Origin of the sequence: Enterorhabdus sp. P55, assembly GCF_009911695.1 — a bacterium.
In the GTDB taxonomy this organism is placed as follows: domain Bacteria; phylum Actinomycetota; class Coriobacteriia; order Coriobacteriales; family Eggerthellaceae; genus Enterorhabdus.
Genome location: NZ_QWKK01000048.1, coordinates 1 through 17,011 on the forward strand (window position 1 = coordinate 1; position 17,011 = coordinate 17,011).

Consider the following 17,011-nt stretch of genomic DNA (forward strand, 5'->3'; position numbering starts at 1 on the left):
GGGGGTCCGGGGGTCCGGGGGTCCGGGGGGCAGCACGCGAGAGCGGGGTTACGAGGCGACGAGCGCAACATGAGAGCGATGCCGCAAGGCGCCGGACAACACAGAGAGATGAAGGCAGGGCGCAGCCAACGATCCTCGCGACGGAACACGCAGAACCGCAGGCAGCCCACCGGCTCCAGCCCCTCAGGTGCGCCGGGAGGGAGCCTCGGCGCCACAGCTGGGGGCGCTAGCCCTTCGGGCGCAGCACGAGGGCGAGGGCTCAGGGGCGCAGGGCGCGGAAGGCGAGGCTGCGAGACAGCGGCGGCGACATGAGAACGTTGTTGCAAGATGTCAGGCAACACGGGAGGGTGAAGGCGGGGCGCAGCCAACGACCCCGCAGCGGGACGCGCGGGGCCGCAGGCAACCTGCCGGCTCCGCGGCCCGATGCGCGCAGGCGCCCGCACGCGGCGGGCGTCCGGCTGGAGGGAGAGCCCCGGAACGCAGGACGGCCCGCCGGAGAGGCGGGCCGTCCTGACAGGGGCGCGCAAGGCGCCGGGAAGACGGACGGCGGCGTGGAGGGAGGGACGCCGCCGCCGGGGAAGCTGCTAGTCCTGCGGGCGCAGGGGCAGGAACTTGAGGCCCAGCAGGAAGACGAGGACGGCGAGGGCCACCACGCCGAGCGCCACGCCCCACTCGATGGGGGCCGGCCAGTACACGAGGCCCTGGTAGGCGCCCTGGAGGCCGGCCTCCCAGTTGGTCAGCGTCATCGGGGTGACGGCGCCGGGGAGGTCGACGTTGGCCAGCTGGAAGCCGCCCACGAGCAGCTGCACGCGCTTGCAGAGGATGGCCAGGACGGCGGCCGCGCTCGCCGCCACGAGCAGCGGGGTGGTGCGCAGGGAGGGCGTGAAGCAGACGACGGCGGCAGCCACGCAGAGCACCACCTCGCCCCAGAAGAAGGGCGCGAGCGGGCCGGACACGAGCATGTCCACCACGGCCAGGCCCTCGCCCCCGGGGAAGGCCTCGGTCAGGAGGTCGCAGCCGAAGAAGTAGAGGTCGACCACGAGGAAGGCGCCGAGCAGCTTGGCGAGCTTGACCAGGTAGGCCTGCTCGAGGGCGAGGTAGCCCGCGCGGCGCAGGGCGGCGGCCACGCAGATCACGAGGCCGGTGCCGCACACGAGCGCCGAGCTCACGAACCAGGGGGCCAGCAGCGCCGTGTGCCACATCTCGCGGCCCTGCTGCAGGCCGAAGATCCAGGCGGTCACGGAGTGGACGAGCACGGCGCACACGAGGGCCACGACCGAGATCACGCGCAGCGCCGTACTCGACACCCTGCCGGCCTCGGCCCGCACCTGGGCCCAGAGGTAGGCGCAGGAGAGGATCAGGTAGGTCGCCAGCACGATGATGTCCCACATGAGGGGGCTCCCCAGGTTGGAGTAGGCGAACAGCTCCCACACGCGCAGGGGCTGGCCCAGGTCGACCACCACGAAGCCGATGGCGGCCACGGTGGCGGCGATCGACGACATGACGGCCACCTTGGAGATGCCGCCGAAGCCCCTGATCCCGAAGGCCTTGGGCACCGACGAGATGATGAGGCCGCCGGCCGACAGGCCCACGAAGAACATGAACATCGTGATGTAGAGGCCCCAGCTGTCGAGGTTCCTCATCGCGGTCTGCGCCATGCCGCCGGTGAGCTGCACCGCCCACAGGGCCAGGCCGGCCACGGTGAGCACGCCGGCGATCGCGATGCCCGCGTTGAGGCCCTTCCCGCCCCAGGCCGCGGCCCGGGCGCCGGCCGCCTCGGGCGCCTTAGGCGCGGCGGCGAAGTCGTCGTCCACGACGGCGACGCTATTGGTATCAGTCATTCCTCATCCCTCCTTACACCAGGAAATACACGGACGGCTTGGTGCCCATCTCGGGCAGCAGCTGCGTGTGGGAGCGCTCGGCGAGCAGCTGGGAGACCGTCGAGTTCGGATCATCCAGGTCACCCCAGTGACGCGCGATACCGCGGCAGATGTCAACGCAGGCAGGGCGCTCGCCGCGAGCCACGCGGTGGTAGCACATGGTGCACTTCTCCACGACGTGCTTCTGGTGCTTGGGCACGTCCTCATCACCAGTCGCGAAGTCGAGGAAGTACTTCGGCTCCTCCCAGTTGAACGACCGCACGCCGGTGTAGGGGCAGGCCGACATGCACATGCGGCAGCCGATGCACTTGTCGTAGTCCTGGCGAACGATGCCCGTCTCCTCATCACGATAGGTGGCGCCGACGGGGCACACCTTCACGCACGCGGGGTTCTCGCAGTGCTGGCAGGCAAGCGTGAGGAAGCGCATATACATCGTGTCCGGCGTGTCGCCGCGCGGCGTGAGCTCCGCCTCTCCGCCATCAGTCAGCGAGCGGCTCCACCAGATCCCCTCGGGGATGTTGTTCTCAACCTTGCAGGTCATGGAGCAGTTGTTGCACCCGACGCAGCGCTTGGTGTCAACGACCATCACGTAGTGCGTCATGGCTACTCACCCCCTTTCCACTTCTCGACTTCGCAGAGGAAGTCGTTGTACGAGCTGTTTCCGGTCAAGTCGCTGAAGCAGAGCGTCAGATCCTGGGGATGCCCCACACGGTAGGCATCCTGCTGGGGGCCGTGGGGCAGGATGATCGAGTCCTTGCGCAGGCCCTTCGTGAGCCTTGCGCGCAGAACCACCTCGCCGCGGTCGTTGAACACGCGCACGAGATCGTCTTCCGCGATGCCGCGCTCGGCGGCGGTCTCGTCGTTCAGCATCACGTAGGGATCACCCCATATCTCATGAATCCACGGGATGTCGTTGTACATCGAATGGCCCGTGTAGTTGCTGTGCTCGCTGTTGCCGAACAGCGGGTACTTCTCGCGCAGCGGGTTGTCCTGATAGGCCTCCATCGCATGCTCGTACCAGGGGATCTTCTCCTCGGCAGGCAGCACGGTGTAGGCGACGTCACGGGCGATGAGGTCGGGGAGGTAGAACTGCACCCGCTTGAGGGCGTTGGCCTCGGTGCCGATGACCGGCTCCTCGCTCCAGTCCGCGATGACGCCCTCGCGCTTGAAGTCGTCGTAGGTGCGGCCGATCTTCTTGTTGGCCTCGTTATCGAGCAGCGCGTGCAGGTAGCCCTCGGCATCCTTGTCGTAGAGGCCGTCAAGGCCGATCTTCGGCGCGAGCAGGTTGTAGATCTCGAAGTCGCTCTTGACCTCGCCCGCCGGCTCGACGGCCTTCTGCATGAGGAAGTCCACCTCATGCGAGCTGATCTGCAGGAAGTCCTCCTGCTCGAAGGAGAGTCCCACGGGAAGAATGACGTCGGAGTAGCGCGCCGTATCGGACATGAAGCAGTCGACGGTGACCAGGCAGTCAAGGTGCTTGAGGGTCTCGAGGAAACGCGGGCGCCCCGACTCGCTGGCGAACGGATTGGCACTCACGATCATCACGACCTTGAGCGGAAGGTCGGCCTCGCCGAGCTTGCCCGTCTCGAGCACCTCGGGCACACGCTCCGAGCAGAGCGTGGCATAGGGCTTCATCAGAGAGGGATCGGGGTACATCTCCTTGGTGGTGAGCGTGGTCGTCTCCACGTTCACGTGGTTCTTGTTCAAGTAGATGCACGCGCCCGGCTTATCGATGTTGCCGGTGAGGCTGGCAAGGTAGGCGAGGTTCTTGTAGTTGTGGCGCGAGTTCACGTGGTGACAGATGCCCTGCGCCATCACGACGGTGGTAGGACCGTTCGTGGCATAGGTGGTGGCCAGGTCGATGACCTGCTCCTCGGAGATATCGCACTCTTTCGCGGCGAACTCGACAGTGAACTGTTTCGTCATGTCGCGCACGTAGTCGAAGACGGTGCGCAGACGCGTGCCCTCGTACTCGAACTCGCCGGTCACAGCCGGATCCTCGGCGGTGAACTGCGAGGCGAGCTGCCCGGTGGCCTTGTCGAAGACCACCTCCGGGTTGATGATGACCGGCTGGCCCGTCCAGGGGCTGATGGGACCCTCGGTGGGCGGAATGCCCATGTCGGACAGCTTGAAGTACGAGCCATCATCCTTGATGAGCAGCGGCGCCACTGACTTCTTGGCCAGGAAGTCCCAGTCCACCAGGTCATTGTCGATGATGAAGTTGGCCATGGCCAGCATGAGGGCGCCGTCGGTGCCGCTGCGCACCGGGATCCACGTATCGCTGCCAGCGGCGGTGATGGTGTAGCGCGGATCGACGGCGATCATGCGAGCGCCCTTGTCGCGCGCGTCGCAGATGTAGGGCCAGCAGCAGCGCACGGTGTCGGTCACGTTGGCGCCCCAGGCGATGAGCGTCTTAGCGTTGGTGTAGTCGGCCGTGGAGTTGGTGCCGTGCTGCATGACGAAGAGGCCCATGTACACCTGGGCCTGATCGCCGCCAGGAATGATGACGGTGCCGCCGAAGGTGTTGAGGAAGCGGTGGTAGCCCACGCCCGTGGACTGGTGGTAGGCGCCGTTCAGCCAGCCTTCAGAGCCATAGGAGTGCCACAGGCCGAAGGCATTGGGCCCGTACTCGGCCTGAGCCTTGTTGATGTGGTCGCTCACGTAGGCGATGGCCTCGTCCCAACTCACGCGCTCCCAGTTGTCGCTGCCGCGCTCACCGCGCTGGATCATCGGGTACAGCACGCGGTTCGGGGCGTAGAGGCGCTGCGGGTAGGTGACGCCCTTCACGCAGCCCATACGACTGCGCTCGAAGCCCTCAGGCGGCTCGTAGGGGCGCGTCTGGACGAGCTTCCCCTCGCGCACCTTCCCTACCAGCACGCATTTGCCGCCACAGTTTCCGCGGCAGGTGTTCACGAAGGACTGCTCATCGGGAAGTCCCCTCGTGGGCGATGCCGCATGAGCGGCCACCGTTGAAAGGCCCGCACCTGCGGCGGTGACGGCGGTTGCAGCCGCCGTCGTCTTCAGAAAGGCGCGACGGGTCAGGCCCCCGCTACTTGCTTCTGACATCTCTCCTCCTCTTGATACCGTCGGGCTGCGCGGCTACGTCCGTCGACGCGCGGCGCTCCCCTACCCTACGTTCAGAGAATCGGCCGATTCAGCTAGGGTCACCATAGCAACTTATCCTAGGATATTCAATGTTTATCCTAGGATAAGTTTGGAGAGAGCCATTCTTTTTTGAGAATAGTCTTCTATCCGAGGGCGCGATTTTAGCGAATAGGCGGCGCTTGCAGCTGAGAATAACGGGGACGGACAGGACGTCACGCAAGCTTGGGGCGGCGTTTCTGCCAAAAACCGAGGTTGTGAACCCCGATGAGCACGATCGAAGCGGTCCCTAGAAGTTAATCGCGGCTTTTATCAGGCAAAACGCCGGCGTGATGACGTTTCTCATGAGAGCGTTCCGCGAAGGCCACGTGGAGGCGGCGCATGATCTCGGTTTTTGGCGAAAACAACGCCGGCGCGACGCACGGACGAGTGCACGCTGCGGGCAGCATCATCCTGACCCGCGCGCCTCGTAGCCCGGCGCCCAGGGCGCCCCAGTCGCCCGCAGCCCGGCGGCGCCCGGCACGCTACTTCCCGAGCGCCTTCGCTACGTCTTCGAGCGCGCTGGCGCCGGCGCCCTCGCCGAACCCGTCGGCGAAGGAGCTCGGCAGCACCACGGTGCCGCCGGTCTCGCGCACGCTCTCGTACATGAGGTGCATGCGGCGCACGTCGAGCGCGTTCTCGTTGCCGTCGTAGGCCTCCCCTATCTCGGTGGCCATGTCGGCGATGGCCTGCTCGGCCTCCATGAGGATGATGCGCGCCTTCTTCCGCTGCTCAGCCTGGGCCTCGAGCGACATGGCCTCCTGCAGCGCCTCGGGCACGATGATGTCGCGAATCTCCACCGACAGCACGGTGATGCCCCACTCCGACACCTTCTCGTCGAGCACCTGGGTCAGCTCCTGATCGAGCTGGTTGCGGCGGATGGTGATGCCGGCCACGGTGGAGCGCCCGATGGCGTCGCGTAACGCGGTCTGGGCCGCCAGCTGCACGGCCAGGCTGTAGTTGTTGATCTCCATGCACGCCTTCTCGGCGTCCCACACCATCCAGTAGAGCACCGCGTCGATGTCGAGCGGGATGAGGTCGGCCGTGAGGGTCTCCTTGGCGCCGAAGGGAATGGAGCGCGTGCGCATGTCCACGTAGAGCGCGCAGTGCTCAACGATGGGCCAGGTGAACACCAGGCCCGGGCCCGACACGCGGTTGAGGCGGCCCAGGCGCAGCACCACGATGCGCTCCCACTGCTGGCAGACGTGGATGCCCGACACCGCCAGCCACCCGAGGACGACGCCGGCCACGATGCCGCCGAGGCCCAGCTCGCCCATCGCCGCCACCCACGCCGCCTGCACCAGGCCGAACACCACGGCGAACAGCGCCGTCGAGAAGATGAGCGCACCAGCGCGCGAAGCGGTGCGGTCGGTCTCGATCACCGGAGAATCCACCACCACGCCACGCGATCTGCGAGCCATCGCCCCGCGCGTCGTCGCCTGGTCGTCCCCTCTTCCCCCTCTAGTCATTTCCGCGCTCCCTCTCCATGTCGTGGATCTTCTTCTTGATGCGCTTGCTCACGTCGTCGAAGTCGAGCCCCATGGCCAGGCAGGCGTCCACGCAGTCCTCGATGAGCGTGTCCACCGACTCCAGCTTCTCGCTCTTCTCGGGGCTGATCTCGCGGACGATGGTGCCCTTGCCGGGGCGGGACTCGATGTAGCCCTCGTCCATCAAGCTGATGTAGGCCTTGTTGACCGTGTTGAAGTTGATGGATATCTCGGCTGCCAGGCCGCGCACAGTGGGAAGCTTCTCGCCCGGCTTGAAATACCCGGTGGCGATGAGGTACGCGAGCCGATTGCGCAGCTGAAGCCACGGCGGCAGGTCACTTTTCTTGTCTACCTCGAACAAAACCACAGGGCGGGGCTTCCTCTCATCGGGGCGGCCGGGAGGCGCGGCGCGCGTCGGGCGTCGGCGGATGCGCGTTCGTCATCTGCCCATTATGCACCTCTCAGCCCATCCCAAGGGCCACGGCGACGGAAGCGGCTATATCCGGCGAGACTCCCGCCTGGATGACGCACCAGCGCAGCGCAAGGCCGCCCGCCAGGATGCAGACGGAGACGGCGAGGGCCGGACGCGGGGCGGCATCGCGGATGAGCAGGTCGGCAAGGAGGGGCACGGCCAGGCCGAGCAGGACTGCGATCGGCCAGAACGCAAGGGCGAGGCGGCCGGCCAGCAGGGCTGTCGCCGACTCCCACCCCACGCCGCCCGTCACGAGGGCCTCGGCTAGCAGCGCGGCAAGAACCGCCGACTCCGCCGCGACGAGGAGCGCGTCGACGCGAAGGATGCGACGCAGCGTGATGGAGAACGCCTCGGGCGACGGTCCGAGGACGACAGCGGCCGCCACGAGCGCCAGCCCCGCAGAAGCCGACGAGGCGACGAAGAGCACCGGGAGCCAGGGAGAGTGCCAGAAGGGGACGGCCGGCAAACTGGCCAGAAAGAGCCCCGTATAGGCCATGACCGCCACGGCAGCCGCCAGGCACCCGACGCGTGCGACGGCGACGAGCCAGGCCGGCAGCCGCGACGCGCCGAAGATCCACAGGCCGACGAGCGGGACGGCGCATAGCACGAGAGCCGCCAGCAGGTAGGCGCCCACCGCGATATAGCTGAGCGAGGGGGCCAGGAAGAGCGCGAGCAGACGATCGGGTCGGCCGAGATCGGCCATCAGACAGAACATGCCCAGGAGCACAGCGGCCAGGCCCACCCCGTAGGCCGGCCCGAGAAAGGGGCGGAGCCTCTCGCGCGGGATAACGGAGGCTCGAAGGGGGTAGACGCCTGCGCGCGGGCCAGTCGAGCGGCCGAGCGAAACGCGGGGCGAGCGGGGGGCGCGACATGGGCGTGCGGGACACGCGAGAATCGCGCCGGGCTGGGAGTCAATGAGGGCGCAGCGCGCGTCGCGAGGCGTGAGCAACTCGAGCACCACGGCGGCCGCAAGGGCCCCGGCGCCGGCGCCGGCCAGGAACAGGTAGCAAACTGCCAGGTCTCCGATCACGCCTCCCCCTCCCCCCCACTGCGCCCGCGCGCCCGCGCGCTACGCATTAGCCTAGGACAACTTACGCGTCCATGGTAGCGGGCGCCGCCCCTTGCTGGCAAGAGGCAGGCGCCGGGCGCACGACGAGCGCGTCGCCCGGGACTGGGCGACTGGGAGCGACACGGCAAAGGTGGACGGCGGATGGCGAGCGACCTCGGCGGCGGTGAGCACCCGGGCGCGAATGGGGACGTCGCCACACGGAGTCGACGGCGTGCGGAGTTGACGGCGACGCGGGCGCGGCGGGCAGAGTTGGCAGGCGGAATGCAGGCGATGGGTGGCAGAAGGCCCAAGGCCGCGCGTCGGCCCCCTCGCCGTGCAGATCTTTCTCCAAAATGGCCAGAAATGACGACCTGACGACGCCGTGCGGCAAACGCCGGGGACACCATTCGACAAAATCCCAGGTCGCGCAAAGATCGGCAGCGACAACGCGACCAAATGCGTCGCAAAAGGAGCCGCCGGCACGCGAATTTGTCGTCAGGTCGTCATTTTTGGCCATTCTCCGACGAGGAGCCGTACCCCCCGTTCCGGGGGCGGGCGCGGAGGGGGCAGACACACGCCGGGTTCGGAAAAGGGAGGCGCCCCGAGACGCGCCGGCCCGACGGGCGCCCCCCCCCAGAAGAGACGACAAGCTCGGACACGACAACCTGACGGCGCCGGCTCCCTAGGCGCGACAACGCCCGCGGGCCGCACGGACCAGCGAACGGCGTCGGAGGACGCCAGGGAGGAGCCTCAGCGCCGCGACTGCGGGCGCGGCGCGGGCGATAGCGGGAGACGTACGCATGTCGAGACGCAGCGGGCGCGTCAGGCGCGGGGCGCGGCTCACGGTACGGGCGAGGCGCACGGCGCGGGCTGGCGCGAGGGCGGCGATCGGATGGACGCAAGGAGGGGGCACTGAGCGCAGACGGGACAGATGCGACCGAGCGGCGGCGTGCCAGCGTGAGCCGGCGCCGCGGCGGGGGGGGCGCCCCTCCCCACGACACGGCGCGGGGCCGAGCACGGGCGCTCCGGCCACGCCATCAGGGAACGAATGTTTCACGTGAAACATTCGAGGCGGAGGGCGATGGCGGGCTCGGGGGAGGGCGGGAGGATGCTGGGCGCGGGGCGGATGGGGGCGGCGCGGGGCCGGCAGCCTCGCGCCAGCCGGGCGCCGGGACACCGACCAGAGTCGCGGAGGGGCCGCCCCGACGCCCAGCGTGCAAAAAAGAAGCGCCGCCCTCGCGCTGGGTGGGCGCGGGGCGGCGCGCGGCCGGGGCGGCGCAAAGGGTGGGCGGCGGAGACCCCGACTATCAACGTGCCCGCAAGCCCGGCGGGAGGGTTGCCGGGCTGCGGCCAGAGGGGAAGCAGAGGCCGCGGCGGCACCAGGCCGGTCGCGGCTAGGAGGGGCCAGGCAATCCCCGCGCGGCACCAAGCCGGGCCGCGGCCAGGAGGGGCCGGGCGAGTCCCGCGCGGCATCAGGCCGGGCCGCGCGGGGATCACGGGAAGAGCCGCTAGTCCTGCGGACGCAGGGGCAGGAACTTCAAGCCGGCCAGCAGGATGAACGCGCCCAGGCCGATGACGCCCAGGGTGACGCCCCACTCGATCATGGTCGGCCAGTACACCAGGCCCTCGTAGGCGCCGGCCACGCCGGCCTCCCAACCGGTGACGGTCAGGGAGGTCACGGGGCCGGGCAAATCGAGGGTCGGCAGCTGGAAGCCGCCCACCAGCAGCTGCACGCGCTTGCAGAAGATGGCGGCGATGGCGAGCGCCGAGGCAGCCACGATCAGGCCGGGGCGGCGCAGCGACGGCGTGAAGCACACCACGGCGCACGCGACGCAGCCGATGATCTCAACCCAGAAGAACGGTGCGAGCGGGCCGGAGACGAGCATGTCCACCACGGCCAGGCCACCGGCAGCCGGGAAGGCCTCGGTGAGCAGGTCGCACCCGAAGAAGTAGAGGTCAACCACGACGAACACGCCCAAGAGCTTGGCCAGCTTCACCACGTAGGCCTGGTCGAGCTCGAGGTAGCCGACCTTGCGCAGCGCCACCACGACGATGGCGACGAGGGCGGTGCCGCACACGAGGGCCGACGACACGAACCAAGGCGCCAGCAGGGCGGTGTGCCACATCTCGCGGCCCTGCTGCAGGCCGAAGATCCAGGCGGTCACCGAGTGCACGAGCACGGCGCACACAAGCGCGACCACCGAGATCACGCGCAGCGCCGTACTCGACACCTTGCCGGCCTCGGCGCGCAGCTGGGCCCACAGGTACACGCAGGACAGGATGAGGTAGGTGCCCAGCACGATGATGTCCCACATGAGCGGCGAGCCCAGGTTGGAGTACGCGAAGAGCTCCCACAGGCGCAGCGGCTGGCCCAGGTCCACCACGACGAACGCGATGGCGCACACGGTGGCGGCGATGGACGACCACACGGCCACCTTGGAGATGCCGCCGAAGCCCGCGATGCCAAAGGCCTTCGGCACCGACGAGATGATGAGACCGCCGGCAGAGAGCCCCACGAAGAACATGAAGTTGGTGATGTAGAGGCCCCAGCTGTCCAGGTTGCGCATGCCGGTCTGCACCATGCCGCCCGAAAGCTGCACCACCCACAGCGCGATGCCGATCACGGCAAGCGCGCCCGACACGGCGATGGCGGCGGTCAGGCCCTTGCCGCCCCACACGGCGGCCTTCGCGCCCGCGGTCTCGCGCGCCTTGGGCGCCGCGGCCGGGTTGAAGTCGTCGTCGGAGACGGCGACGTTGTTGAGTTCAGTCATAAGTATCTCCTTCAGAAGGCGGCGCACCGGGCAAACGGCGCGCCGCACCAGGAATTACACCAGGTAGTACACGGACGGGTTCGTGCCCTCGTCGGCCAGCAGCTGCTTGGACGAGCGCTCACGCACGAGCGTGGCCACCTCGGAGTCGGGATCGTCCAGGTCGCCCCAGAAGCGGGCGCGGGCCAGGCACGTCTTCACGCACAGGGGCTCCTCCCCCTTCGCCAGGCGATGCCAGCACATGGTGCACTTCTCCACCACGTGCTTCTGGTGTGGCGCGGCGTCGGCATCGCCCACGGCGAAGTCGATCGTATGCTGCGGCTCCTCCCAGTTGAAGGAGCGCACGCCCGTGTAGGGACAGGCCGCCATGCACATGCGGCAGCCGATGCACTTGTCGTAGTCCTGGCGCACCACGCCGGTCTCCGGATCTTTGTAGGTGGCGCCGACGGGGCACACCTTCACGCAGGCGGGGTTCTCGCAGTGCTGGCAGGCCACCGTGAGGTAGCTCATCGTCGCCTCGGGGAACTCGCCTGCCGGCGTGTCCATCTCAGAGCCGCCCTCGGTGAGCGCGCGGTTCCACCACACGCCGTTGGGCAGGTTGTTCTCGATGCGGCAGGCCGTCGAGCAGGTGTGGCAGCCGATGCACCGCTTCGTGTCAATCGCAAAACCGTAGCGCATGATTTAAGCCTCCCATTTCCTGAAGTTGACGCGGGCGTCGTAGAACGACGCGGCGGAGGGGTACGGATCCATGCCCGGCTGGGACATCTCCTGGTAGCCGCCCTCGATGAACTGGTCACGCTGCCAGCCCTTGGGGATGGAGACGACGCCGGGCGCGATGGACTCGTCGATGAGGCACTTCACCACGCAGCGGCCGCGGTCGTTGTAGACCTCCACCAGATCGCCCGTGGTCACACCACGATCGGCCGCATCCTTGCCGTTGACCTTGGCCAGCGGCTCGGGATCGAGCTCGCGCAGCAGCGGCACGCGGCCCCACTGGGTGTGCACGCGGAAGCGGGAGTGCTCCTGCAGGTACACGAGCGGGTACTTCTCCGCCAGCGGGCTGTCGACGCCGGCCTCGGCCGGGTCGCGGTAGTACACCAGGTGCTCGCCGTCCACGCGATCGGAGAGGTCCTGGCCGTAATTCAGGCGGGGCTGGGGGTTGTCGGTGTACAGGCGCACGCGACCCTTCTCGGTGGTGAAGGGCGAGGTCATGCCCGTGATGAACGACTCGCCGGGCGTGCCCGTGGTCTGAATGACCTTCTCCTGGCGGAAGCGGTCGAGGGTGAGGCCCTTGGCCTTGGAAGCCGCGTTGCTGAACAGGATGGCGCCCCAGGTGTCGATGTCGTCGCCCTCGGGGAACGACGCCTCGAACCCGAGCGCACGGCCGAGCAGGTAGGCGATCTCGGAGTCCGGCTTGCTCTCGTAGAGCGGCTCGATAGCCTTCTCCTGGAAGATGGTGTAGGGGTTGTTGTAGCCGGCGCGGATGTCCTCCACCTCATACCACGACGTGGCCGGCAGCACCATGTCGGCGTACTGGGCCGAGTCGGTCATCTCCATGTCGATGACCACGTAGTAGTCGAGGTTCGGCAGCAGGCGGTCGAGGAACTCGCGCTGCCCGCCCAGGTTGCTGGCGGGGTTGGCGCAGTAGGACACCATCACCTTCATGGGGAAGGGCTTGCCGTTGAGCGACTGGGTGGCCACGATCTCGGGCATGAGGCCGAACGGGATGGTGGCGTTGAGGCCCTTGTACTCCTTAGTGACCCACAACCCCAGCGTCTCCGGCGACCAGCGGGTGGTGAACACGCCGGTGAAGCCCGCGCCCGGCTTGGCCAGGTTGCCCGTGAGCGCCATGAGGATGGCGATGGCCCAGGTGTTGTGGTAGCCGTTGAGGTAATGGTCGAGGCCGTAGGTGATGTTGACCGACACGGCGTCCTCGGCGGCGAAGCGCTCGGTGAACTCGACGATGAAGTCTTCGGTGAGGCCCGTCAGGCGCGCGGCCTCGGCGATGGAGTACTGCGAGAGCTGCTCCTTGAGCAGCGAGTAGGACGTGTCGAGGGCGATGCCGTCGGGCGTGGAGAACGAGCCCTCCATCGCCGGGTCGGTGGCATCGTCCAACAGGACGATGGAGCCGGTGGCGTTATCCCACACGTAGTAGTCGATGGGGATGGCGGCCACCGCCGCGGCCACGGCCGTGGGCCCCTGGGCGGCGTACTTCTCCTTGGCGGCGGCCACGGTGGCGGCGTAGGTCGCCGCGGACTCCGCCGGCCAGTTGGCCGTGGACAGGTGGCGCTTGGTGTCCTGACGCACGAGGAAAGCGGCGTTGGAGCGGTCGGCGATGAACGCGTCGTCCACCAGGTCGTGCTCGATGACGTAGTTGGCCATGGCCAGCGCCAGGTAGCCGTCGTGGCCGGGATTCACGCGGATGTACTCGTCGGAGCGATGGGCGGTGGCGGACTTGATGGGGTCGATGGTGACCACCTTCGTGCCCTTCTCCTTGGCCCACTGGATCCAGCGCCAGCTGTGCGGGTGGGTGAACACGGGGTTGGTGCCCCACACCACCACCATGGACGAGTCGAGCACGCTGTTGGGCTCGTTGCAGTACTGCCAGTCGCCGGTGCCGAGCACGCGGTCGATGCCGTGGCCGGCCGCGTAGTCGTAGCAGGCCGCCGTCTTGATGGCGCCCAGGCACGCGGCAAGGCGCGGGAACAGGCCATAGACGCCGTTGATGTAGCCGTAGTTGCCCGAAGCGGCGTCGAAGGCGATGGCCTTGGGGCCGTACTGATCGATGGTGTCCTGCATCTTCTGGGCGATCTCGGCGATGGCCTCGTCCCAGGTCACGCGCTCCCACTGGCCGGCTCCGCGCTCCGTGCCGTCCACGCGGCGCATGGGGTACTGGATGCGGGTGGGGCTGTAGATGCGCTCCACGTAGGACAGCCCCTTCAGGCAGCAGCCGGTGTAGCCGGGCTCCTGGTAGCCGCCGGGCGAGAGCTTCACGAGCTTGCCGTCTCGCACGTGGGCGAGCAGGCGGCACGAGCCCATGCAGTTGGATCGGCAGTTGCAGTTGAACAGCTGCTCGCCCTCGCCAGGCTTCTCGTCCTGGTCGTCGGCGAAAGCCCGCAGCGCCCCGAACGACCCGGCCCCGAGGCACGAGGCCCCGGCGACCGCCCCGGTCGTCTTCAGGAACGAGCGGCGGGTAAGGGTGGTACCACTCATAGTCTTCCTCTCCTTTGAACAGCCATGACTTCCCGACTGGCCCTCGTTGGGCCGCGCCGCAAAGGGGAAGTCCATGGTCCCTCCTCTGGCTGGACGGAAAGGGGCTGGCCGCCTATGCTGGCGCCAACGCTCTGGGGCGCCGTGCCTCCTGCGGTGCTTCCCTCCTCTGGCAGCGCGCCTGTGCGAGGGGGTGTCTCCCCTCGCCGCTCCCCGGGCTGCGCGGCTGCCGCGTCCTCTGCACATAGAATCGGCCGGATTCTTCTTGTCCTAGTCTGTCATAGAGACCCCCCTCCGTCAACAAGTTTTGTATGACAATCTATGACAAAGGATGAGACCGCCGCTCATGATGATGAAATGGACGGACGTTTTTGCAGTTCGAACAGGATATTTGAACAAATGTTTCACATGAAGCATGTTTTCTCTGGCCCTTTGCAACAGAGGAGGCTATACTTGGTATTACCGTATTACGTAAGGAGGAAAGCTGTGGATGCCATCGTCACTGCGCGGGTTCCCGCGGAGGTCAAGGAGCAGGGAGGGGAGATCCTGCGTGAGATAGGGGCCACGCCCACCCAGCTGGTGAACGCCGCCTACGCGTACCTGCTCGCGGAGCGCCGGTTGCCTCGCGAGGAGGGGGCTGCTACGCCCGAGCCAGGGCATCGGGCCCTCAGCCCGGCGCAGCGGGAGCGCATTCGCTCGTCCCTGGCCGTCATGAGGGTGAGCACCGCCGACCCGAACGACCCCCAAACCTTCGAGGAGCAGCTCAATGACGCACGAAGCGAACGCTACGCCGCGTATCTTGGTTGATACCAGCATTCTCATAGACTTCTACCAGGACAGGCGGCCCTTTTCCGACCTGGCCGTGCAGCTCATGGTGGCCGAGTCGTTCGGCGACGTGGAGCTCTGGGCGTCGGCGAAGTCGTTCAACGACGTCTTCTACGCACTGTCGCGCCGATGCGAGGACACGGCACTGCAGCGGACCTTCAAGGAGAGCCTGGCGTGGCTCAACGTGTGCTCGGTGGACAAGGGGGACATCGAGCGGGCGACCGAGCGGGCGTGGCCCGACTTCGAGGACTGCCTGGTGTCCTTGGCAGCAGAGAAGGTGGGCGCCGACTTCCTGGTCACTCGCGACGCCCGGGGATTCGAGCGCAGCCGCGTGCCCGCGCTCTCGCCCCAGGAGCTCTTCGACTACCTGGAACGCGAGCGCGGCATCACCTACGACACGATGGACTGGTAGCCGCCCCGCCCTGCGGAGCGCTGCGGGAGAGGCACGCCGAGCGGCGCCGCGGCGACGTGGACAGTGGCCGGCGCGAGCGGCGCCGCGCAATGCGCGCAGCCGCTCCCCTGCTCTGCGGGGACGCGGGGGCGCTTCCTCGCAAGAGCAGCGGCGCCGCCCCGATGCGAGGCGGCGTCGATTCGGCGCAGGGCGGCGCGCTCGGCGACGACGAGCGCGCTACCCCGCCGTCGGATGCTCCGCGGGGCGGACGGCCCGGGCGGCGCGCTCGGCGTCCTCGGGCGCGCCGGTGAAGCCCTCGCTGAAGGCGCTCGGTATGACGACGGTGCCGCCGGACTGCTTCACCGACTCGTAGGCCAGGTGCATGGTGCGCAGGCGCAGGGCCTCGGCGTCGCCGTCGTACACCTCGGAGGCGTCGCGCAGCATCTCGGAGATATCGCGCTCGGCCTCGGCCATGATCATGCGGGCGTTGCGTTCGCGAGTGGCCACGGCCTCGGCGGCCATGGACGACTGCAGCTCCTTGGGCACCACGATGTCGCGCACCTCCACGTCCATGACGGCGATGCCCCAGTCGGCCAGCTTCTCCTCCAGCACGTCCTTGAGCTCGGCGTCCAGCTGGTCGCGGCGCGTGGCCACCTCGCTCAGGGTCGCGCGGCCGATGGCCTTGCGCAGCATGGCCTGGGACATCCACGACACGGCGCTCGCGTAGTCCTCCACCTCGATGGCGGCCTTCTTCGCGGAGAACACCATCCAGAACACCACGGCGTCCACGTTCACCGGCACCAGGTCGCTCGTGAGCGTCTCCTCGGCGCCGAAGTAGGTGGCGATGACGCGCTGGTCCACGCGCAGGGTGTAGAACTCGATGAGGGGCCAGGTGAACACGAGGCCCGGGCCGGCCACACGGTTGAACTTGCCGAAGCGCATGACCACGGCCTTCTCCCACTCCATCACGACGTGCACCGACGAGGCCGCCAGCACGCCCACGATGACGGCCGTCACGATAGCCGCCACGCCCATGCCGCCAACCACCTCGGCCACGGCACACACGAGGGCCGCGGCCAGGAGGAATACGACGACGGTGAAGGCGGCGGCGCCGTTGCGCGAGGTGCGCCTACGCCCCGTCTCCAGCTGCACGTTGCTCTGAATCGTCCGCTGCGCGGGGGAAGACGACGACTCGTCCGCGGCCGCTCTGGTCCTTCGCCTCATCAGCTGCTCCTTGGTCTCGGTCGCGCTTGGCCTTGGCCTCCACCAGGCTGGCCGTGAACTGCGCGTCTATGTCTTCCAGCGACATGCCCAACTCCTGGCAGCGCTGCAGGTACTCCGCCGTGACGATCTCGGCCGTGACGGCGATGGAGACGCCCGGCTTGTCGCTCACGTCGCACACGAAGGCGCCCTGACGGCGCTTCGACTGGATGTAGCCGTCCTCCTCGAGGCTCTGGTACACCTTGCTGACGGTGTTGTAGTTGATCTCTACCTCGGCTGCCAGCCCGCGCACGGTGGGCAGCTGGTCGCCCGGCAGGTAGTAGCCTGACGTGATGAGGTAGATGAAACGGTTCTTGAGCTGCAGCCAGATGGGCAGGCTGCTCTTCTCGTCCAGCTCGAAGAGGTCCCCGGCGGGGATGGTCTTTCCCAACTTGATCATGGTGCGATCAACCCTTCTCTCTCGTCGTGCGCCGCAAGCGGCGGCGCGGATGCCCCGAGGGGCGAGGCGGCGCGCGGGGCGGCGGCGCGGGCCGAGCCGTGCGACGCAGCGGACGCGACGACGGCCGGG

The 17,011-nt window shown here is 68.0% G+C and carries 13 protein-coding genes; 2 read left to right on the forward strand and 11 right to left on the reverse strand.

Annotated features, from left to right (window positions below):
• Positions 1-584 precede the first annotated feature (584 nt).
• The 9 genes from nrfD (D1643_RS06200) to D1643_RS06240 form a co-directional block, all read right to left on the reverse strand.
• Entirely contained in the window at positions 585-1,841 is a 1,257-nt protein-coding gene (gene nrfD / locus D1643_RS06200; RefSeq protein ID WP_160709702.1) for an NrfD/PsrC family molybdoenzyme membrane anchor subunit, read from the reverse strand.
• 13 nt (positions 1,842-1,854) lie between these two features.
• On the reverse strand, positions 1,855-2,481 hold the full coding sequence (locus tag D1643_RS06205) for a 4Fe-4S dicluster domain-containing protein (RefSeq protein ID WP_160709704.1): 627 nt from the start codon (positions 2,479-2,481) through the stop codon (positions 1,855-1,857).
• Between the two features lie 2 nt (positions 2,482-2,483).
• Entirely contained in the window at positions 2,484-4,946 is a 2,463-nt protein-coding gene (locus tag D1643_RS06210) for a molybdopterin-dependent oxidoreductase (protein WP_160709706.1), read from the reverse strand.
• A gap of 560 nt (positions 4,947-5,506) precedes the next feature.
• Complete coding sequence (locus D1643_RS06215; protein ID WP_236643418.1) at positions 5,507-6,442, reverse strand: slipin family protein; 936 nt, start codon at positions 6,440-6,442, stop codon at positions 5,507-5,509.
• A gap of 40 nt (positions 6,443-6,482) precedes the next feature.
• Positions 6,483-6,875 (reverse strand): GntR family transcriptional regulator, encoded by a 393-nt coding sequence (locus D1643_RS06220; RefSeq protein WP_160709710.1) that lies wholly within the window; start codon positions 6,873-6,875, stop codon positions 6,483-6,485.
• A gap of 94 nt (positions 6,876-6,969) precedes the next feature.
• The gene (nrfD, locus tag D1643_RS06225; protein WP_160709712.1) at positions 6,970-8,010 is read right to left on the reverse strand and encodes an NrfD/PsrC family molybdoenzyme membrane anchor subunit; all 1,041 of its coding nucleotides are present in this window, start codon (positions 8,008-8,010) and stop codon (positions 6,970-6,972) included.
• Positions 8,011-9,536: 1,526 nt separating this feature from the next.
• On the reverse strand, positions 9,537-10,799 hold the full coding sequence (gene nrfD / locus D1643_RS06230; protein ID WP_160709714.1) for an NrfD/PsrC family molybdoenzyme membrane anchor subunit: 1,263 nt from the start codon (positions 10,797-10,799) through the stop codon (positions 9,537-9,539).
• Between the two features lie 54 nt (positions 10,800-10,853).
• On the reverse strand, positions 10,854-11,477 hold the full coding sequence (locus D1643_RS06235; RefSeq protein ID WP_370520309.1) for a 4Fe-4S dicluster domain-containing protein: 624 nt from the start codon (positions 11,475-11,477) through the stop codon (positions 10,854-10,856).
• Complete coding sequence (locus tag D1643_RS06240; protein ID WP_160709718.1) at positions 11,478-14,009, reverse strand: molybdopterin-dependent oxidoreductase; 2,532 nt, start codon at positions 14,007-14,009, stop codon at positions 11,478-11,480.
• A gap of 483 nt (positions 14,010-14,492) precedes the next feature.
• Here D1643_RS06240 and D1643_RS06245 point away from each other — a divergent pair, with 483 nt between their 5' ends.
• A complete protein-coding gene (locus tag D1643_RS06245; RefSeq protein WP_160709720.1) occupies positions 14,493-14,813 on the forward strand; it encodes a hypothetical protein in 321 nt (106 codons plus the stop codon).
• The gene (locus D1643_RS06250) at positions 14,773-15,243 is read left to right on the forward strand and encodes a PIN domain-containing protein (protein WP_160709722.1); all 471 of its coding nucleotides are present in this window, start codon (positions 14,773-14,775) and stop codon (positions 15,241-15,243) included. Before D1643_RS06245 ends, D1643_RS06250 begins: the two co-directional genes overlap by 41 nt.
• 216 nt (positions 15,244-15,459) lie before the next feature.
• Here the strand turns inward: D1643_RS06250 and D1643_RS06255 are convergent, their stop codons facing one another.
• Positions 15,460-16,446: a slipin family protein gene (locus D1643_RS06255; protein ID WP_160709724.1), complete on the reverse strand. Its 987-nt coding sequence runs from the start codon at positions 16,444-16,446 to the stop codon at positions 15,460-15,462.
• The gene (locus D1643_RS06260) at positions 16,352-16,882 is read right to left on the reverse strand and encodes a GntR family transcriptional regulator (RefSeq protein ID WP_160709726.1); all 531 of its coding nucleotides are present in this window, start codon (positions 16,880-16,882) and stop codon (positions 16,352-16,354) included. The genes D1643_RS06255 and D1643_RS06260 overlap by 95 nt, the downstream gene beginning before the upstream one ends.
• Positions 16,883-17,011 lie beyond the last annotated feature (129 nt).

Coding starts and splice junctions, on each gene's coding strand:
- nrfD (WP_160709702.1), bottom strand. CDS start 1,841: ATGACTGATACCAATAGCGTCGCCGTCGTGGACGACGACTTCGCCGCC.
- D1643_RS06205 (WP_160709704.1), bottom strand. CDS start 2,481: ATGACGCACTACGTGATGGTCGTTGACACCAAGCGCTGCGTCGGGTGC.
- D1643_RS06210 (WP_160709706.1), bottom strand. CDS start 4,946: ATGTCAGAAGCAAGTAGCGGGGGCCTGACCCGTCGCGCCTTTCTGAAG.
- D1643_RS06215 (WP_236643418.1), bottom strand. CDS start 6,442: ATGGCTCGCAGATCGCGTGGCGTGGTGGTGGATTCTCCGGTGATCGAG.
- nrfD (WP_160709714.1), bottom strand. CDS start 10,799: ATGACTGAACTCAACAACGTCGCCGTCTCCGACGACGACTTCAACCCG.
- D1643_RS06240 (WP_160709718.1), bottom strand. CDS start 14,009: ATGAGTGGTACCACCCTTACCCGCCGCTCGTTCCTGAAGACGACCGGG.
- D1643_RS06250 (WP_160709722.1), top strand. CDS start 14,773: ATGACGCACGAAGCGAACGCTACGCCGCGTATCTTGGTTGATACCAGC.
- D1643_RS06255 (WP_160709724.1), bottom strand. CDS start 16,446: ATGAGGCGAAGGACCAGAGCGGCCGCGGACGAGTCGTCGTCTTCCCCC.
- D1643_RS06260 (WP_160709726.1), bottom strand. CDS start 16,882: ATGATCAAGTTGGGAAAGACCATCCCCGCCGGGGACCTCTTCGAGCTG.